Below are 23584 nucleotides of genomic sequence, written 5' to 3'. Positions count from 1 at the left end.
CTGCCCCACCGCGCGATGCGGTTCGGCGGCAGCCGCAGGGCCTTCTCACCTGCACACCACGGCGCTGAGACTCAGCTCTGCTGCTCGGCCCACCAGGCCAGCAGCCGCTTCGTGGCCTCGTCGACGCCCAAAGGCCCTTCGTCGAGGCGCAGGTCGAGCAGAAACTTATAGGCCTTGCCCACGACAGGTCCCGGCTCGACGCCCAACACGTTCATGATCTGCTCGCCGTCGAGCTCCGGGCGTACGGCTGCGAGCTCCTCCTGCTCAGTCAGGTACTCGATGCGCCACTCCAGCTCGTCGTAGGCCGCTCGCAGCCGAGCCGCCTTGCGCTGGTTGCGCGTGGTCATGTCGGCTCGTGTCAGACAGTGCAGACGCTGCAGCAGCGGGCCGGCGTCGCGGACGTAGCGCCGCACCGCGGCATCCGACCACTCCTGCTCGCCGTAGCCGAAGAAGCGCATGTGCAGCTCGATCAGCCGAGCGACCGGCTTGATCACGTCTTTCTCGAAGCGCAGCGCCTTGAGACGCTTGGTCGCCAGACGCGCACCCACCAGATCGTGGTTGTGAAAGGTCACCACGCCACCGGGCTCGAGGCGACGCGTCGCCGGCTTGCCGATGTCGTGCAGCAGCGCCGCGATGCGCAGCACCAGGTCGGGCTGATCGCCTTCGAGGTCGATGGCCTGACGCAGCACGGTGAGCGAGTGCTCGTAGACGTCTTTGTGGTGATGGTGCTCGTCAGTCTCAAGGCGCAGAGCCGGCAGCTCGGGCAGCACATGGTCGGCGACCCCGGTGTCGACCAGCAGGCGCAGTCCGCTGATCGGGTCTTGCGAGAGCATCAGCTTGACCAGCTCGTCGCGCACGCGCTCGGTAGAGATCATCGTGATCGTGGCCGAGCGCTCGGCTGCAGCGTCATAGGTCTCGGGATCGACGGTGAACCCCAGCTGGGCCACGAAGCGGGCCAGCCGCATGATGCGCAGCGGATCGTCTGCGAATGAGACGGCCGCGGGGCCGGGAGTGCGCAGCACGCCGGCGAGCAGATCGCTCACGCCACCGAAGGGATCGACCACGGCTCGTGCCGGCAGACGCACCGCGATCGCGTTGACGGTGAAGTCTCGCCGTTTCAGATCGTCTTCGAGGTTGTCGCCGAACTCCACGGTCGGCTTGCGGGTCTGGTGATCATAGGAGTCGGCCCGGTAGGTGGTGACCTCGACCTGCTGACCGTCGATGCGCGCCCCCACCGTGCCGAAGGCCCGGCCGATGTCCCAGTGCGCCGTCGCGAGCGGCTTCAGCACGGCGAGCGCCTCGTCCGGGCTCGCGCTCGTGGTGAAGTCGAGATCGACTCCATGATGGCCGAGCAGCGCGTCACGCACGGAGCCGCCGACCAGTGAGAGCTCGAAGCCGGCTCTGTCGAAGGCGCGCCCGAGACGCTCGAGCGTCGGAGAGTCGAGCACCCGATGCATCGATCCCATCGCCTCGACGATGCTCTTCGGCTGCTGTGCTGACTCGGCCTGCTCGTTCTCGTTCATATCCTGACAATCTTCCCACAGCCCGCCCGGAATCGGCCCGGCGCTCGCGCCGGTAGAGTAGACACGCACAATTCGAAGGGTACTCATGCACGCAGAACGTCACAGCCGCTCGGCTGGTGGACCCTCTGCGCTCCACCGGTCGACGCCGATGACACCGTGCGCGCGTCGCCTGAGCGCCGCGGGCGGCATCCTGCTCTCCGGCGCCCTCCTGTTCGCGACGACCGCGCCCGCGACGCACGACGCAGCCGCCGCGCCGGCTGCCGACATGTCAGCGCACGTCACCACGGCGTCCGCCGGCACATCTGCCGCACGAGACCGATCCGCAGTGCAGCCCACCCGGATCTCGGCCAGCGACGTGCAGCTGAGCATCGACCGCCCGCCACGTGTGCTCGACGCGCACACCCCGTTGAGCATCACGGCGACGGTGACGAACAGCGGTGATGAGCCCCTGGTGTCTGCGATGGTCGAGTTCTACTTGGGCAACCGCCTGATGACCACCACCACGCAGGTGCGCGACTGGTACGACATCGCGAGCACGACCGGGCTGGGCGGCCGTGCCACGAAGGTCGGCGGGCGACCCGTGCAGACCATCGAGCCGGGCGCAAGTGCGACCGTGACCTTCGAGGGCGACGCCGATCGCCTGCCCACCTGGCAGTTCGCCGACGACAAAGGCGTGCTCGGCTACGCTGTGCGTCTCACCTCGAACAGCAGCGACAGCGTCTGGCAGCAGAGCACACTCGCCTGGAACGTCTCGCAGAGCGATGTACGGCCGCTCAACGTCATCGTGCCGATCACCGGGCCTGCAACAACCGGTCGCTTCTACACCGCCGACCAGCTGGCACAGCTCACCGATGCCGACGGCGATCTCACCACGCAGCTCGACGCCCTCGACTCGCTGAACGTGCAGCTGGCGGTCGATCCCAAGATTCTCACCAGCATCACGGTGCTGGGCGAGAGCGCCCCGCCCGACGCCCTGGCCTGGAAACAGCGGCTCGAGGCCTTCTCAGGCATCATGCCCCTTCTCTGGGGCGATGCCGACGTGCAGGCCCTCTCGGCGGCCGGTGTGTCGCAGATCGGCGACGACCTGCTCGGCAACGGTGCGGCTGGCAGCACCGATCAGCCCCTCGTGCTCGCACAGGCCTCGGGCGACCTCGCCGGCTCAGGGCTCAATCTGGTCAGCGGCCAGCGACCGCTGATCATCGGCACCGATCGACTGCAGGACACCTCGGCCGACGTGAACCTGCGCCGGCTGCAGGGCACTCCGGTGATCGGGGCGAACCACAACCTCATCGACGCTCTGCACGACAGCCTCGAGAGCGACGGCACCCAGCAGCAGCGCGACCGCGACCGCATCACGGCGATGGCGACGACGCTCGGGCTGGCCACACAGGACTTCTCAGCGGTCACGACCGTGCTGCCGCGCGGCTGGAGCCAGCAGGCCAAGCAGGCCGGCGACGCGCTCAGAGCGGTCGCCGGCGCCGGCGTTCAGCTGCAGCCGGGGGTTCAGATCACCCCGCACCACGACGCGCAGAACGGCGGCGACAGCAGCGATCAGAACGACGGGCACGATGCGCCGCAGACCGACCTCGACACGTCGCAGACCGGCGAACAGGACGACCTCAGCCCCCTGGGAGACCTGGCCCAGGCATCCTCGTCGGTCGATCGTCTCGCCTCGATCTCAGCCGATCCCCAGACCGTGCGCAGCACGTTCCTGCAGCAGACCGCATCGCTGTGCGGTGCCGGCTGGAGTCGCGACGACGCCTGGAGCCAGACCGTCGCCGCCCAGGCTGCCGACAGCGCCGCGCAGATCGGTGCCGTCGCGATCACCTCGACGACCAACCTGACGCTGGTCTCGGGCAGCTCGCAGATTCCCGTGGCCGTGCGCAACGACACCGGGCAGCCGGTGACCGTGCAGGTGCACATCTCTCCCAGCAGCGGCCGCATCACGACCAAGTCGCCGGTCAGTCTCACGATCGATCCCCACAGCGCGGCCACCGCACAGGTGCCCGTGCGGGCGATCGCCAACGGCAGCGTCGTGCTGAACATCGGCATCACCAATGTTCACGGCGATGCGATCGGCGAGACGGTGTCTCGGCCGATGGACGTCCAGGCGCAGTGGGAGGGCATCGGCCTCGGCATCGCCGGCGCAGCCGTCACCGCGCTCTTCGGCTTCGGGCTCGTGCGCAGCCTGATCCGGCGCCGACACCGACTCTCGACCGACGACACAACGGAGACCCCGACCCGATGACCGCAGAATCCGCCTCAGTGGGGCGCAGCTCGCTCGTGCTCGCCCTCGGCACCGCCGTGTCACGACTGCTCGGCTTCGTGCGCACATTCCTCATCGTGGCGGCCCTCGGCGTCAGCACGACAGCGTCCAACGCCTTCATGACGGGCAATCAGATTCCGTCGCTGCTGTACCAGCTCACCGCGGGCGGCGTGCTCACCGCCGTGCTCGTGCCCCAGATCGTGCAGGCGACCCGCGGCGCAGACGGCGGCCGCGGCTACATCAACAAGATCATGACGTTGGTGCTCTCGGCGCTGCTCGTGGTGACGCTGGTGCTCACGCTGCTCTCGCCCGTGATCACCAAGGCGTTCACCGGCGGCTGGACCGGCGACAACCTCGCCCTCGCCACGGCGTTCACGTACTGGTGCATGCCACAGGTCTTCTTCTACGGCCTCTACGCGCTGCTCAGCGGCATCTACAACGCGCGCAAGGTCTTCGGCCCGTACACCTGGGCCCCGGTGCTGAACAACGTCATCTCGATCGCCGGGTTCGTCATCTTCATCTGGCTCTTCAGCGCCGACCCCCAGGGCAACACGCCGGTCAGTGACTGGACGCCCGGCATGATCTCGACGCTGGGGCTCTCGGCGACGCTCGGCGTCGCGCTGCAGGCCGCGATCATGTTCGCCTGGTGGCGCCGGGCCGGCCTGAGCTTTCGGCCCGACTTCCAGTGGCGCCACACCGGGCTCAAACCCACGTTCGTGGCCGCCGTCTGGATTCTGGGCATGGTCGCGCTCGACTGGGTGCACTCCTTCGTGAAGACCGTCGTGGCCAACTCGACCGAGCCGTATCGCACCCCCGGCGACACCACGCTGATGGGCATCACCAGCTTCGAGACGGCCAGTCTGCTGCAGCTGGTGCCGCACGGCATCATCGCCGTGTCGATCGCCACCGTCTACTTCACCCGGTTCAGCGAGCACGCCGCGTCGCACGATCGCTCCGCCTTCACACGCGACCTCTCGGCCAGCCTGCGCCACACCGGGGTGCTCACGGTGTTCGCCGCCGCCGCCATGACCGTCGCCGTCATGCCGATGGCGCGCGTCTTCACCACCGGCGACTTCGCGCAGAATCAGGCCTTCGCCCGCGTGCTGCTCGTGCTGATGCCCTTTCTGATCGTCGTGAGCGCCGACCTCTTCGCCATTCGCGCCTTCTACGCCCTCGACGACACCAGAACCCCGTTCTTCGTCGCCCTGGTGCGCATGGTCCTGGTGCTGCCCTGCTACTGGCTGATCACCCAGGGCGACCCGCACTCCGTGGTGTTCTACGAGGCGTTGATCGCCGGCTGCGCGATCGCCTTCGACACCGTGGTGCTCTTCTGGCTGCTGCGCCGTCGACTCGGCGGCATCGACGGTCGCCACGTCGTGCGCGTGCACGTGCGGCTGCTGATCGGCGCTGTGGCATCTGCCGCCGTCGGTGTGGGGCTGATGGCCCTGCTCGGCGCCTTCGCTCCCGGCGGCTTCGCGCTCGCCTCGAAGGTCACCGCCGTGATCAGCTGCGTGCTGCTCGCCGTCGTCATGGGCGTCGTCTACGTCATCATGCTGCGCCTGCTTCGGGTGGATGAGCTGGGCACGCTGCTGCGCCCGGTCGGCAGGGTCCTGGGTCGCCTTCGTCGTCGATGACCCGCCCGAACCCCGCGCGTCGACGGGAATAGGCGCCCCCGACCCGAGGTTGATCTGAGATGTGGGTCGAGCGCATCGTCGACAGCAGCCGTAGGCTGGGTGTCGATCTGCGATTCAACCCCGTGGCCGGCACTCGGCGTGCGGCCGCGGTCACTTCGAGAGAGCACAGGAGACATTCCGCCATGAGCGTGCATGACGTCGTCATCATCGGTTCCGGCCCCGCCGGCTGGACCGCAGCCATCTACACCGCCCGTGCCGGCCTGAAGCCCGTGGTGATCGCCAGCTCGGTCGAGACCGGCGGCGAGCTCATGAAGACCACCGCGGTCGAGAACTTCCCCGGCTTTCCCGACGGTGTGCAGGGCCCCGACCTGATGACCCAGATGCAGCAGCAGGCCGAGCGCTTCGGCACCGAGGTCGTCTACGACGACGTGACCGACGTCAGGCTGCTCGGTGACACCAAGGTGCTCACCACCAGCCTCGGCGACACCTACGAGGCCCGTTCGGTGATCATCTCGACCGGGTCGGCCTATCGCCGTCTCGGCCTGCCCAACGAAGACCGCCTCTCGGGGCACGGTGTGTCATGGTGCGCGACCTGCGACGGCTTCTTCTTCAGAGACAAGACCATCGCCGTCATCGGGGGCGGCGACTCGGCGCTCGAAGAGGCGATGTTCCTCACCCGCTTCGCCTCGAAGGTCTACCTGATCCACCGGCGCGACGAGCTGCGCGCCTCGAAGATCATGCAGCAGCGCGCTCTGGCCAACGAGAAGATCGAGCCGGTCTGGAACTCTCAGGTCGTCTCGATCGACGGCGACGAGGCGCTGCGCTCGATCGAGCTGCAGAACACCGTGACCGGCGAGCGGCGCACGCTCGACATCGAGGGGCTCTTCATCGCGATCGGCAACGACCCGCGCACCGATCTCTTCGCCGATCAGGTCGATCTGACCGCCGAGGGCACCATCGCGGTCGAAGGCCGCAGCTCGCGCACGAGCGTGCCCGGCGTGTTCGCGGCGGGCGACGTGCTCGACGCCACCTATCGCCAGGCGATCACCGCCGCGGGCTCGGGCTGCGTCGCGGCGATCGACTGCGAGCACTACCTCGCCGACCTCGACGACCGGGCCGATCAGGCGGGGGCGACCAGAGCATCCGCCGAAGCCGCTGTCGTGGCCTGAGCCGACACAGACCACCTGACACAGACGATCTGACACAGACAGATCATCGCTGACCTCAAAGGAGCTGAAATGACCGTCATCAACGTGAACGAATCGAACTTCAAGCAGCAGGTGCTCGACGCCGACGTGCCTGTGCTCGTCGACTTCTGGGCAGAATGGTGCGGCCCGTGCCGCGCGATGGCTCCGGTGCTCGAAGACTACGCGAACGACCACGCGGGCAAGGTCGTGATCGCCAAGCTGAACGTCGACGAGAATCCGAACCTCGCCGGCCAGTACCGCATCACCTCGATTCCCGCGCTCAAGCTGTTCTCGAAGGGCGAGGTCGCCGCCGAAGTCATCGGCGCACGCCCCAAGGCACAGCTCGAGAAGGATCTCGCCGGTCACGTCGCCTGAGCGCGTCGCACCGATCTCTGCGCAGAAACTCCCCGCCGTGCGGGTCTCACCCCTTCGAGACTCGCGCGACGGGGAGTTTCTGCGTCGCGGTGCAGCCATGCCTCGAGACCGGTCGCACAGCAGAGCACACCGCCCGAGCGAGAGCCGACGACACGCTTTCCGAGCAGGCCCGCTGTGACGCATACGACACATGGGGAGGATATGCTGGTGCAATCTGGAGGTACAACGGTGTCCGATAATGCAATTCCGTCCACGAACTCGTCGCAGAGCTCAATCCGTCTCGATCCCTGGCTCGACCAGTACGCAGAGCGAGCCTCAGGGCTCAGCGCCTCCGAAGTCCGCGCCCTGTTCGCCGTCGCCTCGCGCCCCGAGGTGGTGTCACTCGCCGGCGGCATGCCCTTCGTCTCGGCGCTGCCGCAGGAGTACCTCGGCGACGCCGCCCGCATCGCGACCACCACGCGTCGCGGCGAGGCGCTGCAGTACGGCTCCGGGCAGGGCATGCCCCGCTTTCGCGAGCAGATCTGCGACATCATGAGTCTGGAGGGCATCCACGCCCACCCCGACGACGTCGTCGTGACCACCGGCTCGCAGCACGCCGTCGACCTCATGGCCCGCATCTTCCTCGACCCCGGCGATGTCGTCATCGCCGAAGGCCCGAGCTACGTCGGCTCGCTCGGCATCTTTCGTTCGTATCAGGCCGAGACCGTACACGTGCCGATCGACGATGACGGCCTGCAGCCTCAGGCCCTGCGCGAGACGATCGCGCGGTTGAAGGCGGCCGGCCGACGCATCAAGTTCCTGTACACAATCCCGAACTTCCACAACCCGGCGGGCGTGACGCTGACGATGGAGCGCCGCCGAGAGGTGCTCGACATCTGTCACCAGCACGGCATTCTCGTGCTCGAAGACAACCCCTACGGGCTGCTCTGGTTCGATCGGGTGCCCCCTGAGGCCATCCGCTCGCTCGACAGCGACGGCGTCGTCTACCTGGGGTCGTTCTCGAAGATCTTCGCGCCGGGCTTTCGCCTGGGCTACGTGCTCGCGCCGCACGCTGTGCGAGAGAAGCTCGTGCTGGCCAACGAGTCGGCCGTGCTGTCGCCGACGACCTTCGGCCAGATCATGGTCTCTGAATATCTCGAGCACAACGACTGGCGCGGGCAGATCGACACCTTCCGGGGGCTGTACCGCGACCGGCGCGACGCGATGATCTCGGCGCTCGACGAGTTCCTGCCGACGCTCGACAAGACGCATCCCAACGGCGGCTTCTACATCTGGCTGTCGCTGCCCGAGGGCTTCGACTCCAAAGAGATGCTGCCGCTGGCCGTGCACGAGCTGGTCGCCTACACACCGGGCACCGCCTTCTATGCCGATGGCGCCGGCCGGGACAAGATCCGGCTCTCGTTCTGCTACCCCACTCCGGCAGAGATTCGCACGGGCATCGAGCGACTCAGCCGCGTGGTGCACCGAGAGCGGGATCTCATCGCCACCTTCGGAACCTCGCCGCGCCCTCGCGACGACGCCGCGCACGGGGTGAGCACTCCCCCGCCTGACACCGTCTGAACGCAGAACCACGCACCCGATGCAAGCCGAAGGCCGTGGACGAGCATCGCATCCCGCGATGCGACCGTGATGAGATTGAGAGAGGCAGACCGATGACCGCAGAGAACGTCAGCAGCGACAGCGCCACGACCAGTGACGTCAGCGAGAGCGAGGTCGGCGCGCTGAATGTTCTGGTGCTCGCCGGCGGAATCTCTCATGAGCGCGATGTCTCGGTGCGAGGCGGCAACCGCGTGGCCGAGGCGATTCGCCGCGCTGGCGCGCAGACCCGTGTGCTCGAGCCGAACGCCCGTCTGCTCGACGAGATCACCGCCGCCTCACCTGACGTCATCTGGTCGGTGCTGCACGGCGCAAGCGGTGAGGACGGCGCACTGCGCGACGTGCTGCGGCTGACCGGCATTCCCTATGTCGGCAGCGGCCCGGCGGCGGCACGTCTCGCGTGGGACAAGCCCACTGCCAAGGAGATCGCCCGCCGCGCCGGCGTGCACACTCCGGAATGCGCAGTGTTTCCCCGTGAGACGTTCAGCGAACTCGACGCGCACAGTGTTCTCTCGGCAGTGGCCGAACGCTTCGGGTACCCCTTGGTGCTGAAGCCGGTCAAGGGCGGGTCGGCACAGGGAGTCTCAGTCGTCGAGCACGCCGACGAGCTGCCGCGTGCGCTGGTCGACGCGTACAGCTACGCAGACGGCCTGCTCGTCGAGCGTCATGTCAGCGGCACCGAGGTCGCGGTGAGCATCATCGACACCGGCGACGGACCGGTTGCCCTGCCCATCGTCGAGATCAGCCCGGTGAAGGGGCGCTACACCTACGAGGCCCGGTACACCGCCGGCGACACCGACTTCTACGTGCCCGCCCGGCTCGGCGAAGATGTCGCCGATCGTGTGGCTGCGGATGCCATCGCCGTGCACACCGCCCTCGGACTCGCCGACTTCAGCCGCATCGACCTGATCGTCGACGCAGCGGGCACACCTTGGTTCATCGACGCCAACGTCACACCCGGTGCGACAGAGACCTCGCTCGCACCGCTCGCCATTCGCGGCGCGGGTCTCACCGAGGGCGAGGTCTATCTCGACATCGCTCGTGCGGCCATCGCGCGCTCACAGGCCTGAACCCACTGCACGGGGCTGTCGCGATCTGTTTCACGTGAAACATATCGTCGACAGCGGGCGACTGCCGATCAGTGCTCTCCGAAACCCTTCACACCGAGTGCTCCGACGATGCGGTTCAGATCGCCCACCGTTGCGAAATCGATGACGATCTGGCCCTTCTTCTTCGACAGCGAGACGCGCACACGGGTGTCGAGATGCTCTTCAAGACGCTCGGCGACCTCATGCAGTTGGTCTTGGACTCCCCCGGCACGCGCTTTGGCCTTTGCCTGACGCCGTGGAGAACGCTCGCTGAGCTGCTCGGTCTCACGAACGCTCAAGCCCTCGTGGATGACTTTGTCGGCTACTTTGTCGATGTCGTGCGTCTGGGCCAGAGAGAGCAGCGCACGGGCGTGACCGGCTGACAGCACGCCTGCAGCCACCTTCGACTGCACGCCGGTCGGCAATCTCAGCAGACGCAGGGTGTTGCTCACCTGGGGTCGAGACCGGCCGATGCGCTGAGCGAGCTGCTCCTGCGTGATGCCGAAATCCTGCATCAACTGCTGGTAGGCACTCGCCTCTTCGAGCGGATTCAGATTCGAGCGATGCAGGTTCTCGAGCAGCGCGTCGCGCAGCATGTCTTCGTCGGCAGTCTCACGCACGATGGCGGGAATCGCCTCGAGACCGGCTGCCTTCGAGGCGCGCAGACGGCGCTCACCCATGATCAGCTCGTAGCCGCCCTCGTCACGACGACGAACCACGATCGGCTGCAGCACCCCGAACTCGCGCACGGAGTGCACCAACTCGTCGAGCGCCTCTTGGTCGAACTCCTTGCGAGGCTGCACCGGGTTCGGCACCACCTCTTCAGGCGAGACCTCGACGAGGGTGAGCCCGGGTACCGCGGCGAGATCGACCTCGGCCTCTGCCGGTGCAATTGCGTCGGCGACTCGGCCTTCGGCGGCAGCGGCCTCATCGGCGGCACGCAGCACGGCCGATGCAGCAGTGTCACGCTCCTGCTCGACGACCTCGATGTGCACGTCAGTGTCGGCCACCGAGGCGGGGCTCGGTGCGGGCACAGGCTTACCTGCCTTCGCCCGGCGGCTCTTCTTGCCCGCCTTCGCCTTGCCGGTCTTTTCTGCCGAGGCATCGGCCCTATCGCGCTGACTACCCCGACGGGAGGCCTCGAAACCGCGCTCAGCGGCCTCTGCGGCTGCCACATCGGAGCGCGCCTGACCGCCTGCGGGTGCCCCGTCGAAGAAGACGTCGACCGGACGTTTGCGTGCGTCTGATGTCTCAGGTCGCCCGCCTGTGCGCTGCTCAGTGTGCGTGGGGATCAGCGAGCTGATGCCGCGACCGAGACCACCTCTTCTACCGGCCATGATGCTCCTCTCGCTGGCTAAGCTCTGCAGCCGCCTCAATGTATGAGATCGCTCCCCTTGACCCCGGATCATACGCGATGACGCTCTGCCCGTAGCTGGGGGCCTCGGCGATGCGAACCGTGCGCGGGATCACCGCCTGCAGTGTCTCTTCGGTGAAGTGCGATCGCACCTCTTCGGCGACCTCTTCAGAGAGACGCGTGCGCTTGTCGTACATCGTGAGCAGAATCGCGCTCAGACAGAGATCTGGGTTGAGCTGATCATTGATCAACAGGATGTTCTTCAGCAGCTGGCTCAGCCCCTCGAGCGCATAGTACTCGCACTGAATCGGAATGAGCACTTCGTGTGCGGCCACGAATGCGTTCACGGTGAGAAGCCCCAGACTGGGCGGGCAGTCGATGAAGATGAAGTCGAAGTGCGTCTCACGGTGCTGGGTCAGACCGTCAATGGCCTGCCACAGTCGATACTCACGGGAGGGCAGTGACACCAGTTCGATCTCGGCGCCGGCCAGGTCAATGCTCGACGGCGCACAGAACAGCTGGTCGTTCTCGGCACTGGGAACGATCACATCGCCCAGCTGGGCATCGCCGATCAGCACGTCGTAGATACCGACGCCGCCTTCGCGAATGTTCACGCCGAGTGCGCTCGAGGCGTTGCCTTGGGGGTCGAGGTCGATCACCAGCACGCGCATGCCGTTGAGCGCTAGGGCCGCAGCCAGGTTGACGGTCGACGTCGTCTTGCCGACACCGCCCTTCTGGTTCGTCACGCTGAAGACGCGCGTACGCCTCGGCTTCCTGAAGTCGAGTTCGGCCACGGCCTTGCGGCGTCTCGACAGATTGGCCAGCTCCTTGGCCAGCGGTGTCGAGTCATCGAATTCCACGCGCGTTTCACCCTCGCTCGAGATCTTGAGATCATGCCCGAGGCGCAAGCCCGCCGGGTCATCATTGGACGTGTTCAGTTTAGTGCCCGGCGCCGACATTGACACGACGTCGGTGTTTCACGTGAAACATTCTCAGCTCAGACGCCGATGTGCGTGGTGTGTTCCGCCGCAGGTTTCACGTGAAACGTCGACCTCGTCGAAGTCAGAACTCCTGCTGCAAGCCGGGCCCAGGCACGCCATCCGCGTCTTCGAGATCAGGAGTCTCGCCCACCGGGTACTCACGAGGCCAGCCCAGGCCCTGCGCGCCGTCTGGTGCGCCGGTGGGAGATCCGAGCCCCTTCGCCACATCCGCCGGCGCCTCTGGCAACTGCGTGCTCTCGTCACTCATCACATACTCCGTTCGCTTTCGTGACCGCTCTCTTGATGCGACCGTGCTCTGAGCTCAGTCGTCTTCGATGGTCGGCAGCGTCGCACAGACCACCGTCGTGGGCTCGCTCAGGTAGTCGACGCCGAGATGCTCGACGTGAACGTCGTGCAGGGCGAACTTGCGGATCGGCTTGCTTGCCGCCTCGATCTCGGCTGCGGCCGAGCGGCCCTTCATCAGCACCAGCGACCCGCCGGGCCGCAGCAGTGGAGCCGTCCAACCGATCAGCGTCTTCAGCGCACTGACCGCTCGCGCCGTCACGACGTCGACCATGACCTCGTCGGCGACCTCTTGCGAACGCGCACGAATCACCCGCACGTTCGCGAGCCCCAGTCGCTCGCTCTCATCTTCGAGCCAGGCGCAGCGACGCTCCATCGGATCGATCAGCGTGAACTCGGCGTCAGGTCGAAGGATCGCCAGCACGAGCCCCGGCAGACCCGCCCCACTGCCGACGTCGGCGACACGCGCCCCCTCGGGGATGCGCTCTTCGACCGCCGCGCAGTTCAGCAGATGTCGACTCCACAGGCGCCCGTACTCGCGCGGTCCAAGCAGGCCCAAGCGTTCGCCCTGCTCATAGAGGTCGTTGGCGAACTGCACCAGCTGCGCACGCACCGCAGGAAAGCGTTCGGCGACGACGGCGGGCTCTTCTTCGAGCTCGCCGATCGGCTGCTGATCGCTCTGGTCGTTCGACATCAGTTCGAGGCCTCGTCCGCGGACGAATCCTGTCTCTCCGCCTCGGGCTCAGCAGCCGAACCCGACACAGCGTCCTGCGTCGAGTCGACCGGCGCCTCACCTGTGGAGGCGTCGCCGCCGAGCATCAGCACAACGTGGCGAAGGCGGCCCTCGCCCTCGGAGTCGCTCTCGAGACCCTCAGCCCGGGCGAAGTCGTGCACGAGTTTGCGCTCATACGACGACATGCCGGGCAGTGCGACGCGGTCGTCGCCCGCCTGCAGCCGGTCGGCAGCATCGTGCACGAGCTCTTCGAGTTCGTGCTCACGCTGCTCGCGAGAGCCCTGCACGTCGAGCACCAGGCGGCTGAACTCGCCGGTCTTCTGCTGCACAGCGAGCCGCGTGAGCTCTTGCAGAGCCGACACCACGCGCGGCGACGCCAGCGTCGATAGGTTCGAGTCTTCGTCTTCGGAGTTCACCCCGATGTACGCCCGCCCGCTGCGCACCTCGATGTCGATGTCGCCGTCGAAGTCGGCGATGTCGAGAAACTCCTCGATGTAGTCAGCCGCGACATCGCCCTCGATCTCGAGTGTGCTGCGCGTCTCGCTGCTCTGCTCGTCGCTCATCGCTTGCCCTTTCTCTTGCTTCGGCTCGACTTCGAGCCTTTGCCCTTGCCCTGACCGGAGTTCTGCTGGCCCGTGCCATCCTGATGGCTTGCGCTCTCGGGTGACTGGCCGCTGTTCGCGCCGGCCTGCTGCTCGTTCGACTGACCGCCCTGCGAGGTGATCTGCTTCTTCGCGCGGCTCTTGCCGACCGGCTGCTGACGCTGCCCCTGGCCACGGCCCTCGTGCTTCGCGAGCTCTTCGCGCTGGCGATCGGTCAGCTTGCCCTTGGCCTCGAGGCGACTCTGACGTGCGAAGTAGGCGACACTGCCCGGCGTGGGCATGCTGCGAATGACGATGGCCTGCTGCACCATGGTCCAGAGGTTCGAGGTGAACCAGTAGATGAGCAGACCGATGGGGAAAGCGACGCCTGAGAAGATCATCAGGAACGGCATGCCGTACATGAGCATCTTCTGCTGCCGGAACATCGGAGACGCCTTCGTCTCTTCAGAGATGTTCTTGCCCATGATCTGAATACTCGTGTAGAGCTGCGACGAGACCATGAAGATCACCAGCACGACGGCAAGCAGTACGACCTGCCACTGAATCGGATCAGCATTGATCGAGTTCATCAGTGTGGTTGACAGCTGTGCCCCGAAGATCGATCCATGCTGAAAGTCATTGGCGAGATCGCCGTTCAGCACACCGATGCCGCTGTGCCCCTGAGCAGCCTCATGCAGCACGGTGTAGAGGCCGAAGAACACCGGCATCTGCACCAGCATGGGCAAGCAGCCGGCCATCGGGTTCGTGCCCGCGTCTTTGTAGAGCGCCATCTGCTCTTGAGCCATCGCCTGCCGTGAGAGCTGGTCTTTCTTGCCCTTGTACTTCTGCTGCAGCGCACGCACCTTCGGTGCGAGCTCCATCGACGCTCTCGAAGACTTGATCTGTTTGACGAAGAGCGGAATCATCGCAGCGCGCACGATGAGCACCAGCCCGATGATCGAGAGCGTCCATGCCCAGCCCGAAGATGCCCCCATGCCGAAGATGTTGACCCAGACCCAGTGCCAGCTCACGAGCACGAGCTCGATGAGCCATTTGATGGGCCACAGGATGCTACCGATGAGATCCACGTGTTCTTCTTTCGTCTGAAGCGGTCAGCTGGTCATTGGGGTGTCAAGCGCTCGACGTCTCGACACGACGATCTGGTCATTGCATCGGGTGCCGGTGCTGACCGTCGTCGTGATGCGCATGCTGTGATTCATGCCGCCTCTGCGGTACCGGATCGACGCCGCCGGCTGAGAAGGGCTGACAGCGCAGCAGGCGCCAGACAGTGAGTCCCGTGCCGATCACGAACCCGCGGCGCGCATAGGCTTCGAGCGCATAGGCCGAGCAGGTCGGATAGTAGCGGCAGACGTCTCCGTAGAGCGGAGAGATGAAACGGCGGTAGCCGCGCAGCACCAGAACGGCGAGACGACGCGGCGCAGTCCAGACGAAGACCCCGACCTCGCACAGCAGAGTGGAGCAGGGCACAGGGCTGACCGTCATGATGCCCTCTTCGATTCGGTACGACCGAGCACGGCACTGCGAACCTCGCGACGAAGCTCGGCATAGGTGGCACGCGCTGCGTTGGGCTTCGCTCGAACGACGATCAGCCATCCCGTGGGAATCGTGTCGAGGAGTTCGTGAGCGATCTCGCGCAGCCTGCGCTTGACGAGGTTGCGGTGAACGGCATTACCGACCGCCCGGCTGGTGACGAACCCGATTCTCGTGGTCGTGTCGTCATCGGTGGCCAGCAGATGCACCAACAGATGCATGGTGCCACGACGGCGACCGCGACGACTCACTCTGGAGAAATCAGCGGATGTTCTCAGTCGATGCGGTCGGTCGAGCATGCGTGTTACGCAGCGAGCTCGGTGCGCCCCTTGCGACGACGTGCCGACAGAATCGAGCGGCCGGCGCGGGTGCTCATACGAGCGCGGAAGCCGTGCTTCTTGGCGCGACGACGGTTGTTGGGCTGAAACGTTCTCTTGCTCATGATCTCTCCGAAAGATGGTAAAAGGGCATGCCGATATACTCGGGCAACTAGCGGTTAAACCTACCGATCAACCCCGTACAGGTCAAGCCGACAAACATGACAATCCACAATCATGCACACAGAACCGGCGAAACCCGGTTCTGACACGCCGAAATCCGCTCAGTAAGATTTGCGAAGAGCATCTGACCGCGCTAGCGTATCCGGAGCGACTCAATACGAGTGGCTTTCCACAGTTATACACATGTGGGTAATCCTGTGCATAACCTTGTGGAATCGTGAAAAAGGGCCGGGAGTGCATCATGCCGCAGATCGATGCGACAGCAGACCCGGAGGGCTTCTGGCAGCAGACGGCTGCCGCCCTGCAGTCCGACCCCGACATCACCGGTCAGCTCTCTGGCTTCATCGGCCTGATCCACCCCAAAGGCGCCATCGGCGACACCATTCTTCTCGAGGTGCCCGACGAGCTCGCCCGCGAGATGATCGAGCACCGGGCGCGCAACGCCGTGATGCGTGCGCTCACCACAGTTCAGCCCGACGGTCCCGCCATCACGAGCTTCGCCGTGGTCGTCAACTCGTCGCTGCGCGAGATGGTCAGCAAGCAGGCGCCGCAGAAGCCCTCGACCAGGCAGCCGAGTCTGCACGCGCTCGACATCGATCCGCATCCTCCGGCTCCCTCATCGACTGCGGATGCGTCAGTCGCGTCCCAGCTCGGAGCTACGGCCCCGAGCGCCGCCGGCCGTTTCACGACCGACGCTTCCAAGACGGAGGCAAGTGCCGCATCCGCCGCACAGCCCTCGGCGCCGCCGCCTCCGGCACCGATTCGACCGAGTGTGCCGACCGTGCAGGCGACCGCCCCCAAGCCGACGGCCGGCGGCAACGGCAATCGGCTCAACCCGAAGTACACCTTCGACAGCTTCGTGATCGGCGCCTCGAACCGTTTCGCGCACGCTGCGGCGTTCGCTGTCGCCGAGACTCCGGCCAAGGCGTACAACCCTCTCTTCATCTACGGCGAGTCGGGGCTGGGCAAGACGCATCTGCTGCACGCGATCGGTCACTACGCGATCAGCCTGTTTCCCGACATCCGGGTGCTCTATGTGAGCTCTGAGGAGTTCACCAACGACTTCATCAACTCGATTCAGCGCAACGAGGCGGCCGAGTTCCAGTCTCGCTACCGCGACATCGACGTGCTGCTCATCGACGACATCCAGTTTCTGCAGGGAAAGGACTCCACGCAGGAGGCCTTCTTCCACACCTTCAACAACCTGCACGATCACAACAAGCAGCTGGTGATCACCAGCGACCTGCCGCCCAAACAGCTGACCGGCTTTCAGGAGCGTATGACCTCGCGGTTCGAGTGGGGCCTCACGACCGATGTGCAGGCGCCCGATCTCGAGACGCGCATCGCGATTCTGCGACGCAAGGCTGAGAGCGAGCAGATGGAGGTTCCCGGCGACATCCTGGAGCTGATCGCCAGCAAGGTGTCGTCGAACATTCGCGAACTCGAGGGCACGCTGCTGCGTGTGATCGCCTATGCGAGCATCGAGCAGAAGCCGATCGATTTTCCCCTGGCCCAGACCGCGCTCAAAGACATGATCACGCTGGCCGACGACAATCTGGTCGACCCGGACACGATCATTCAGACCACGGCGACCTATTTCTCGTTGAGCGTCAACGACATCGTGGGCACCTCGCGGTCGCAGCAGATCGCCCTGGCTCGTCAGATCGCGATGTACATCTGCCGTGAGCTCACCAGCCTCTCGCTGCCCAAGATCGGGCAGATCTTCGGCAACCGCGATCACACGACCGTGATGTATGCCAACAACAAGATCTCGCGCCTGATGCAGGAGAAGCGGAACATCTACACCCAGGTGACCGATATCTCGACCGCAGTGAAGCAGGCGCACCGCTAGACCGCGTGCGCGGCCTCACAGGCCCTGCAGCGCCTCGCTCAGCTGGAGGGCCGGGGTGAGTCGGCGCCAGCCTCTTCTGCATCCAGCCCTCCTCTCACACGAGGGCGACCCACAACACCATCCACCTCGGGCCGGGCACCGGTCTTTCTCGCACCTCGTCTGCCTCTGCCCCGGAACACGCTGGGTTCTGAACACGCTGCCTCGGCTCGCGGCGGAGACGAATAGCTCTCGCGAGACGCCGGCACCTGGAGACCCCAAAAGGTGAACGACAGGTTTCTGGAAGGCAATCGAGTTATCCACAATCCACAGGTGAATTCCACAAGTTACACAGATGTAGTTCTCGGCGAACCCAACTATCCACGGGTTTGTCCACACCCTGTGGATAACTCGGAAAACCCGCGAAATCACGACTTTATCCACAAAACTCTCCACAGATCTGTGGATAACTGGGGAAAACTGGGGAGAAATCGGCCCGTTTTGTGCACAGACCACATTCTCGAACAGAGCAGCCGCTTTTTCTCCACAGTGCTCTCCACAAGCTGTGCACAAACTACATCGATGTCGTTCCCACGTTTTCTCTAGCCGACAGCCGGTCATGCACGGAATCCACAAGCGTTGTTAACCTTGCAGAGTTACATCTTTCAACAGCGAACTCTCTACGAACCTCGACTCTCGTCGTCGGCCGACGCCCGAGCGATGTGCTGATCGGGAGCGACTGCGGTCGCTCACTTGCTGATTCTCAATAAGGAACGTCTGTTCAGACGTCTCAGATCTGGTACAACAGCTCTGCACAGTCTTCAGCGAGGTTCCAGCGGCATCTACAGAGCACCTGACTCGCACGCGAACACACCAGAATTGTGTCGGCACGGAATTGTGCGAAGATGGTGGGTGCGCTCACGCGCATACCAGTACCTCCGTGCCTGTGATCGGCGACACGCCGCACACCAGGCCGAAGACGATCGTCTCAGCGACGAGACCTCGCACGAGTGCACCGGTATGCGCCGGCCAAGACAGCAGTTCCGACAGAGAGGCATCCGTGAAACTCCAGATCAACCGTGACCTGCTCGCAGAGGCTGTCTCTTTCGCGGTGAAGCTGCTGCCGCAGCGCACGACCCTGCCGATTCTCGGGGGCGTTCTACTCGAAGCGCATGGCGGCGACCTGCATCTGGCCACCTTCGACTACGAGGTCTCATCGCAGACCGCTGTGGCCGCAGACATCGAGACCGAGGGCAGCGTGCTGGTCAGCGGCCGTCTGCTCGCCGACATCTCGTCGAAGCTTCCCGGTGACGACGTCACCCTCTCGCTCGAAGACGGCAAGCTGCTGGTCGTCAGCGGCGCTGCGCGCTTCGAGCTCTACACCATGCCGCTCGAGGAGTACCCGAGCCTGCCGCAGATCGACCAGTGGGTCGGCACCGTCGACGCAGAGAAGTTCGCCGATGCGATCGCCCAGGTCGCCGTCGCCGCCTCGCGAGACGACGTCACCCCGGTCATCACCGGTGTGCAGATCGAGATCGACGAGAGCGAACTGACCTTCCTGGCCACCGACCGCTACCGCGTCGCGGTGCGCGGCATCGAGTGGAACAACGACGGCCAGGCCGAGGGCAACGCCCTGGTGCCTGCCCGCACACTCAACGAGGTCGCCAAGACCTTCGCCCACCAGGGCAGCGTCAAGGTCGCTCTGATCAAGAACGACGATCGCGAGATCATCGCGTTCAGCGCGAACCGACGCACCGTCACCTCGCTGCTGATCAAGGGCAACTACCCGCCCGTGCGCCGTCTGTTCCCCGAGACCGTCGAGAACTACGCCGTGGTCAACACCGCCGAGCTGATCGAGGCCGTGCGCCGCGTCTCGCTGGTGCTCGATCGTGAGAGCCCGCTGCGCTTCACCTTCAACCTCGACGGCGTCACGCTCGACGCGGCCGGCAACGACCAGGCACAGGCTCGGGAGCGCGTCGAGGCGTTCCTCACCGGCGACGAGGTCGTCATCTCGATGAAGCCGCAGTTTCTGATCGACGGTCTGAACTCCACCCGCTGCGAGTTCGCCAAGATGGCCTTCACCAAGACCGACAACCCGCACAAGCCCGGCCCTGTGCTGATCACCGGCCAGACCAGCAAAGACGGCGAGCAGCCCGGTGCGTTCAAGTACCTGCTGCAGCCGAATCTGCTGCTGCGCTAGCGAGCCGCTGTGTACGTGCAGTCGCTTCAGGTGCACGACTTTCGCAACTACACGCGCGCCGAGCTCACGCTGGGGCCACAGATCTGGGTCTTCGCCGGTCGTAACGGCCAGGGCAAGACCAACCTCGTCGAGGCTGTGCGCTATCTTTCGGTGTTCGGCTCGCACCGGGTCTCGAGCAACGCACCCATGGTGCGTGCCGGCCGGCGCCAGGCCGTGGTGCGTGCGACGGTGCTGCACGAGGGGCGCCAGCTGCAGATCGACGCGCAGCTGAATCTCGACGGCCCCAATCGCATCCGCATCAACCGCGCACCCAAACGCGTCGGCGAGGCGCAGGGGCAGTTCTCGACGGTGCTCTTCGCGCCCGAAGATCTCGCCCTCGTCAAGGGCGGTCCCGAGGTGCGGCGTCGCGCTCTCGACGAGCTCTGCATCGGAACCCGAGCCCGTTTCGCCGAGACGCTCGGCGACTATGAGCGTGTGCTGCGGCAGCGCAACACCCTGCTCAAGTCAGCGCGGGCGGCACGCACCGCGGCTGCAGGGCTCAACACCCTTGACATCTGGGATGAGCAGCTCGTCGACCTCGGGGCCCAGCTGCTGGTGCAGCGCGCCGATCTGGTGGCACGCCTGGCCGAACCGCTCAACCGCCTCTACGACCTCATCGCCGACACCGATGCCAGGGCCACAGCGCAGCTGGTCACGAACACTGCGGCCGACCGCCCAGACGACATCGAGCATGTGCGCACCGCGTTCGCCGAGCGCCTGCGCGCCGCCCGCGACACCGACCTCGACCGAGGCGTCACCACGGTCGGGCCGCATCGCGACGACCTGCTGCTGTCGATCAACGACCTGCCCGCCCGTGAGTATGCGAGCCACGGCGAGAGCTGGTCGCTGGCTCTCGCACTGCGGCTCGCCGGAGCCGAAGCGCTGCGCCAGGCCTCTCCAGCAGGCGACCCTGTGCTCATTCTCGACGACGTGTTCGCCGAGCTCGACAGCGCTCGGCGCAGCCGTCTCATCGAGCTGGCGGCAGGCTACGAGCAGGTGCTGATCACCGCTGCGGTGCTTGACGACGTGCCGAGCTTCGGCGATCGTGAGACGAGAACGGTGCACGTCGCTCACGGCGAGCTGACCGGCGACGGGGTCGTCTACGGCAACGTCGAAGTCGGAGCGCAGGATGCTGCGGCCCCGAGTGCAGACGACGCGCGCCCGAGTGCAGAGCGAGGTGACGGTGGCCGAGATCCGCGATGAGGCATCCCTCGTCTATCTGCGCATGCGACGCGTCTTCGCCCGCCGCGGCGCCCGACCGGGCAGCCGGAATCTGCGCGGCGACGGGTCGGACGAGCCCTTCGCCGCCGGTCGCGACTTTCGCGGCATCGGGCAGGTGCTCGGTCGCCTCGCCCAGGATCGCGGCTGGGAGCCGACGCTCGAGAAGGCGCGGCTGGCGAGCGAATGGCACACGATCGTGGGCGAGGACGTCGCGCAGCGCACCAGCGCGAGGCTCAACGGAACCGTGGTCGAGGTGCGCTGCGAATCGACCTCGTGGGCGGCGAGCCTGCGGTTGATGAAGAGCCGGCTGATCGGCCGCATCGCCGAGCTGCTGCCCGAGGTCGAGGTCACCGACATGCGCTTCATCGGGCCGGATGCGCCCTCGTGGAAGCGAGGCATCCGCTCGGTGAACGGGCGCGGGCCGCGAGACACCTACGGGTGAATCGTGCCAGCGGCGTCTCAACGCGAACCCGTCTCTCTGGCGTGGGTGAGTACGCGGAGGCACGGTGAATCGCTCTGAGGGTGCGGTACGGCCCGTTGAGGCGGATTCTTGATAGAATGGGCGAGTTGGGCTGTGACGATTCTGCGTCAGAGTCGGTCACACCACAGAACCAGGAGCACCACGTCGCGATGACTCAAGAGCCGCATTCCTACGATGCCAGTGACATCACCGTTCTCGAAGGCCTGGAGGCGGTTCGCAAACGCCCCGGAATGTACATCGGATCGACCGGCCCGCGCGGGCTGCACCATCTGGTGTACGAAGTCGTCGACAACGGCGTCGATGAGGCCCTCGCCGGGTTCGCCACGCACATCGAGGTGACGCTGCTGCCCGACAACGGCGTGCGCGTGGTCGACAACGGGCGCGGCATTCCGGTCGCCGAGCACCCCACCGAGCACAAGTCGACCGTCGAGGTCGTCATGACGGTGCTGCACGCAGGCGGCAAGTTCGGCGGCGGCGGCTATGCCGTCTCGGGCGGTCTGCACGGTGTCGGCATCTCGGTCGTCAACGCGCTGTCGCACCGGGTCGAGACCGCCGTCAGACGTGACGGATACGTGTGGCGCCAGTCGTTCCGCGACGGCGGACAGCCCGTCGCCCCGCTCGAGCGGGGCGAGGCCACCACAGAGACCGGCACGTCCCAGACGTTCTGGGCCGACTCCGAGATCTTCGAGACGGTGGTCTACGACTTCGAGACGCTGCGTCAGCGCTTTCAGCAGATGGCCTTCCTGAACAAGGGTCTGACCATCACCCTCACCGATCTGCGCGGCGAAGAGCCCGTCGAGGTCAAGTACCACTATGAGCGCGGCCTGGTCGACTACGTCGAGTTTCTGAACTCGACCAAGAAGGCCGAGGTCATCAACGAGCCCGTGATCGATTTCGAGGCCGAAGACGCCGAGAAGCGCCTGTCGCTCGAGGTGGCCATGCAGTGGACGACTGCCTACACCGAGAGCGTGCACACCTACGCCAACACGATCAACACCTACGAGGGCGGCACGCACGAAGAGGGCTTCCGCGCGGCGCTCACCACGCTGATCAACAAGTACGGGCGCGAGAAGGGCATTCTCAAAGACAAAGACGAGAACCTCTCTGGCGACGATGTGCGAGAGGGACTCACCGCCGTCGTCTCGATCAAGCTCGGCGAACCCCAGTTCGAGGGCCAGACCAAGACGAAGCTCGGCAACACCGAAGCCAAGGCGTTCGTGCAGAAGGTCACCGGCGAGCAGCTCGCCGACTGGTTCGACCGCAACCCCCAACAGGCCAAAGACATCGTGCGCAAAGGCATGCAGGCCTCGCAGGCGCGTCTCGCCGCCCGCAAGGCCCGTGAGGCCACCCGGCGCAAGAGTGTGCTCGAGTCGGGCGGCATGCCCGGCAAGCTCAAAGACTGCTCGTCGAAGAACGCAGAGATCTGCGAGATCTTCCTCGTCGAGGGCGACTCGGCCGGCGGCTCTGCCGTGCAGGGTCGAAACCCCGAGACGCAGGCGATTCTGCCGCTGCGAGGCAAGATTCTGAACGTCGAGAAGGCCAGGCTCGATCGAGCGCTGCAGAACAACGAGATCCAGGCCATGATCACGGCTTTCGGCGCCGGCATCGGCGAGGAGTTCAACTACGACAAGCTGCGCTACCACAAGATCGTGCTGATGAGCGACGCCGACGTCGACGGCGCGCACATCGCGACGCTGCTGCTCACGTTCTTCTTCCGCTACATGCGGCCGCTGATCGAGCAGGGCCACGTCTTCCTCGCCCAGCCGCCGCTGTATCGACTCAAATGGAGCGACCGCGAGCACGAGTTCGCCTACTCCGACGAAGAGCGCGACGAGCTGCTCGCCGAGGGCAAGGGCGCGGGTCACCGTCTGCCGAAGGATTCCGGCATTCAGCGGTACAAGGGCCTCGGCGAGATGAACTACGAAGAGCTCTGGGAGACCACCATGAACCCCGAGTCGCGCACGCTGCTGCAGGTGCAGCTCGAAGACGCGGCCCAGGCCGACGAGGTGTTCTCGGTGCTGATGGGTGAAGACGTCGACTCCCGACGCACCTTCATCCAGACCAACGCGAAAGACGTGCGCTTCCTGGACATCTGATGGGCGTGACGCGTTCAGACGCGTGACCACAGCATCCGCATCGCACAC

20 protein-coding genes and 1 pseudogene are annotated in these 23584 nt (G+C 65.6%); 11 read left to right on the top strand and 10 right to left on the bottom strand.

Annotated elements, in window-relative coordinates; all coding sequences use genetic code 11:
* Window positions 1-71: 71 nt before the first annotated feature.
* Window positions 72-1523: a CCA tRNA nucleotidyltransferase gene (locus tag LRX77_RS03910; protein WP_442961605.1), complete on the bottom strand. Its 1452-nt coding sequence runs from the start codon at window positions 1521-1523 to the stop codon at window positions 72-74.
* A gap of 148 nt (window positions 1524-1671) precedes the next feature.
* Here LRX77_RS03910 and LRX77_RS03905 point away from each other — a divergent pair, with 148 nt between their 5' ends.
* From LRX77_RS03905 to LRX77_RS03880, 6 genes are all read left to right on the top strand, one after another.
* The gene (locus LRX77_RS03905; protein WP_231831572.1) at window positions 1672-3771 is read left to right on the top strand and encodes a DUF6049 family protein; all 2100 of its coding nucleotides are present in this window, start codon (window positions 1672-1674) and stop codon (window positions 3769-3771) included.
* A complete protein-coding gene (gene murJ, locus LRX77_RS03900) occupies window positions 3768-5423 on the top strand; it encodes a murein biosynthesis integral membrane protein MurJ (protein ID WP_231831570.1) in 1656 nt (551 codons plus the stop codon). Before LRX77_RS03905 ends, murJ begins: the two co-directional genes overlap by 4 nt.
* 59 nt (window positions 5424-5482) lie before the next feature.
* The gene (trxB, locus tag LRX77_RS03895) at window positions 5483-6592 is read left to right on the top strand and encodes a thioredoxin-disulfide reductase (protein ID WP_269453688.1); all 1110 of its coding nucleotides are present in this window, start codon (window positions 5483-5485) and stop codon (window positions 6590-6592) included.
* A 69-nt stretch (window positions 6593-6661) separates the two neighbouring features.
* Window positions 6662-6985 (top strand): thioredoxin, encoded by a 324-nt coding sequence (gene trxA, locus LRX77_RS03890; protein ID WP_231831569.1) that lies wholly within the window; start codon window positions 6662-6664, stop codon window positions 6983-6985.
* A gap of 228 nt (window positions 6986-7213) precedes the next feature.
* On the top strand, window positions 7214-8545 hold the full coding sequence (locus tag LRX77_RS03885; RefSeq protein ID WP_231831567.1) for an aminotransferase-like domain-containing protein: 1332 nt from the start codon (window positions 7214-7216) through the stop codon (window positions 8543-8545).
* A 92-nt stretch (window positions 8546-8637) separates the two neighbouring features.
* Entirely contained in the window at window positions 8638-9651 is a 1014-nt protein-coding gene (locus tag LRX77_RS03880; RefSeq protein WP_231831566.1) for a D-alanine--D-alanine ligase family protein, read from the top strand.
* A 68-nt stretch (window positions 9652-9719) separates the two neighbouring features.
* Here LRX77_RS03880 and LRX77_RS03875 read toward each other — a convergent pair whose 3' ends face one another.
* The 9 genes and pseudogenes from LRX77_RS03875 to rpmH all read right to left on the bottom strand — a co-directional run bounded on the left by LRX77_RS03875 (window position 9720) and on the right by rpmH (window position 15613).
* Window positions 9720-10664 carry a ParB/RepB/Spo0J family partition protein gene (locus LRX77_RS03875; protein ID WP_231831996.1) on the bottom strand — a complete coding sequence of 315 codons (945 nt, stop codon included), beginning with the start codon at window positions 10662-10664 and terminating at the stop codon, window positions 9720-9722.
* Window positions 10665-10995: 331 nt separating this feature from the next.
* The gene (locus tag LRX77_RS03870; RefSeq protein WP_231831562.1) at window positions 10996-11883 is read right to left on the bottom strand and encodes a ParA family protein; all 888 of its coding nucleotides are present in this window, start codon (window positions 11881-11883) and stop codon (window positions 10996-10998) included.
* Between the two features lie 202 nt (window positions 11884-12085).
* A complete protein-coding gene (locus LRX77_RS03865) occupies window positions 12086-12271 on the bottom strand; it encodes a hypothetical protein (protein ID WP_231831560.1) in 186 nt (61 codons plus the stop codon).
* 54 nt (window positions 12272-12325) lie between these two features.
* Window positions 12326-13000 (bottom strand): 16S rRNA (guanine(527)-N(7))-methyltransferase RsmG, encoded by a 675-nt coding sequence (rsmG, locus tag LRX77_RS03860; RefSeq protein WP_231831558.1) that lies wholly within the window; start codon window positions 12998-13000, stop codon window positions 12326-12328.
* A 125-nt stretch (window positions 13001-13125) separates the two neighbouring features.
* Window positions 13126-13602 (bottom strand): annotated as a pseudogene (locus LRX77_RS03855) (Jag family protein); the annotation flags it as partial.
* Window positions 13599-14708, bottom strand: coding sequence for a membrane protein insertase YidC (gene yidC, locus LRX77_RS03850; RefSeq protein ID WP_231831557.1), 1110 nt, complete (start codon window positions 14706-14708; stop codon window positions 13599-13601). The gene yidC and the pseudogene LRX77_RS03855, both read right to left, overlap by 4 nt.
* Window positions 14709-14784: 76 nt before the next feature.
* A complete protein-coding gene (yidD, locus tag LRX77_RS03845) occupies window positions 14785-15123 on the bottom strand; it encodes a membrane protein insertion efficiency factor YidD (protein WP_158030430.1) in 339 nt (112 codons plus the stop codon).
* Window positions 15120-15470: a ribonuclease P protein component gene (gene rnpA / locus LRX77_RS03840; RefSeq protein ID WP_158030429.1), complete on the bottom strand. Its 351-nt coding sequence runs from the start codon at window positions 15468-15470 to the stop codon at window positions 15120-15122. The genes yidD and rnpA overlap by 4 nt, the downstream gene beginning before the upstream one ends.
* Window positions 15471-15475: 5 nt before the next feature.
* A complete protein-coding gene (gene rpmH / locus LRX77_RS03835) occupies window positions 15476-15613 on the bottom strand; it encodes a 50S ribosomal protein L34 (protein ID WP_158030428.1) in 138 nt (45 codons plus the stop codon).
* 299 nt (window positions 15614-15912) lie between these two features.
* On the opposite strand from rpmH, the gene dnaA reads away from it, so the two are divergent.
* From dnaA to gyrB, 5 genes are all read left to right on the top strand, one after another.
* Window positions 15913-17523 carry a chromosomal replication initiator protein DnaA gene (gene dnaA, locus LRX77_RS03830; protein WP_158030427.1) on the top strand — a complete coding sequence of 537 codons (1611 nt, stop codon included), beginning with the start codon at window positions 15913-15915 and terminating at the stop codon, window positions 17521-17523.
* Window positions 17524-18559: 1036 nt separating this feature from the next.
* Window positions 18560-19699 carry a DNA polymerase III subunit beta gene (gene dnaN, locus LRX77_RS03825; RefSeq protein ID WP_231831555.1) on the top strand — a complete coding sequence of 380 codons (1140 nt, stop codon included), beginning with the start codon at window positions 18560-18562 and terminating at the stop codon, window positions 19697-19699.
* Window positions 19700-19708: 9 nt separating this feature from the next.
* Entirely contained in the window at window positions 19709-20941 is a 1233-nt protein-coding gene (recF, locus tag LRX77_RS03820; protein ID WP_231831553.1) for a DNA replication/repair protein RecF, read from the top strand.
* Window positions 20922-21401 (top strand): DUF721 domain-containing protein, encoded by a 480-nt coding sequence (locus LRX77_RS03815; RefSeq protein WP_192496584.1) that lies wholly within the window; start codon window positions 20922-20924, stop codon window positions 21399-21401. The genes recF and LRX77_RS03815 overlap by 20 nt, the downstream gene beginning before the upstream one ends.
* A 188-nt stretch (window positions 21402-21589) precedes the next feature.
* Complete coding sequence (gene gyrB, locus LRX77_RS03810; RefSeq protein ID WP_231831552.1) at window positions 21590-23536, top strand: DNA topoisomerase (ATP-hydrolyzing) subunit B; 1947 nt, start codon at window positions 21590-21592, stop codon at window positions 23534-23536.
* The last annotated feature ends 48 nt before the right edge of the window (window positions 23537-23584 follow it).

The organism is Pseudoclavibacter sp. 13-3, from assembly GCF_021168475.1.
In the GTDB taxonomy this organism is placed as follows: domain Bacteria; phylum Actinomycetota; class Actinomycetes; order Actinomycetales; family Microbacteriaceae; genus Pseudoclavibacter_A.
The sequence above is the reverse complement of the archived record's forward strand: the minus strand, read 5'-3'. Positions and strand labels throughout refer to the sequence as shown.

Bases quoted from the DNA above. Each gene is read 5' to 3' on its own strand.
- dnaA (WP_158030427.1), top strand. From the start codon at position 15,913: ATGCCGCAGATCGATGCGACAGCAGACCCGGAGGGCTTCTGGCAGCAG.
- rnpA (WP_158030429.1), bottom strand. From the start codon at position 15,470: ATGCTCGACCGACCGCATCGACTGAGAACATCCGCTGATTTCTCCAGA.
- murJ (WP_231831570.1), top strand. From the start codon at position 3,768: ATGACCGCAGAATCCGCCTCAGTGGGGCGCAGCTCGCTCGTGCTCGCC.
- trxA (WP_231831569.1), top strand. From the start codon at position 6,662: ATGACCGTCATCAACGTGAACGAATCGAACTTCAAGCAGCAGGTGCTC.
- LRX77_RS03880 (WP_231831566.1), top strand. From the start codon at position 8,638: ATGACCGCAGAGAACGTCAGCAGCGACAGCGCCACGACCAGTGACGTC.
- yidD (WP_158030430.1), bottom strand. From the start codon at position 15,123: ATGACGGTCAGCCCTGTGCCCTGCTCCACTCTGCTGTGCGAGGTCGGG.
- LRX77_RS03910 (WP_442961605.1), bottom strand. From the start codon at position 1,523: ATGAACGAGAACGAGCAGGCCGAGTCAGCACAGCAGCCGAAGAGCATC.
- gyrB (WP_231831552.1), top strand. From the start codon at position 21,590: ATGACTCAAGAGCCGCATTCCTACGATGCCAGTGACATCACCGTTCTC.
- LRX77_RS03905 (WP_231831572.1), top strand. From the start codon at position 1,672: ATGACACCGTGCGCGCGTCGCCTGAGCGCCGCGGGCGGCATCCTGCTC.
- rsmG (WP_231831558.1), bottom strand. From the start codon at position 13,000: ATGTCGAACGACCAGAGCGATCAGCAGCCGATCGGCGAGCTCGAAGAA.
- LRX77_RS03865 (WP_231831560.1), bottom strand. From the start codon at position 12,271: ATGAGTGACGAGAGCACGCAGTTGCCAGAGGCGCCGGCGGATGTGGCG.
- trxB (WP_269453688.1), top strand. From the start codon at position 5,483: ATGTGGGTCGAGCGCATCGTCGACAGCAGCCGTAGGCTGGGTGTCGAT.
- rpmH (WP_158030428.1), bottom strand. From the start codon at position 15,613: ATGAGCAAGAGAACGTTTCAGCCCAACAACCGTCGTCGCGCCAAGAAG.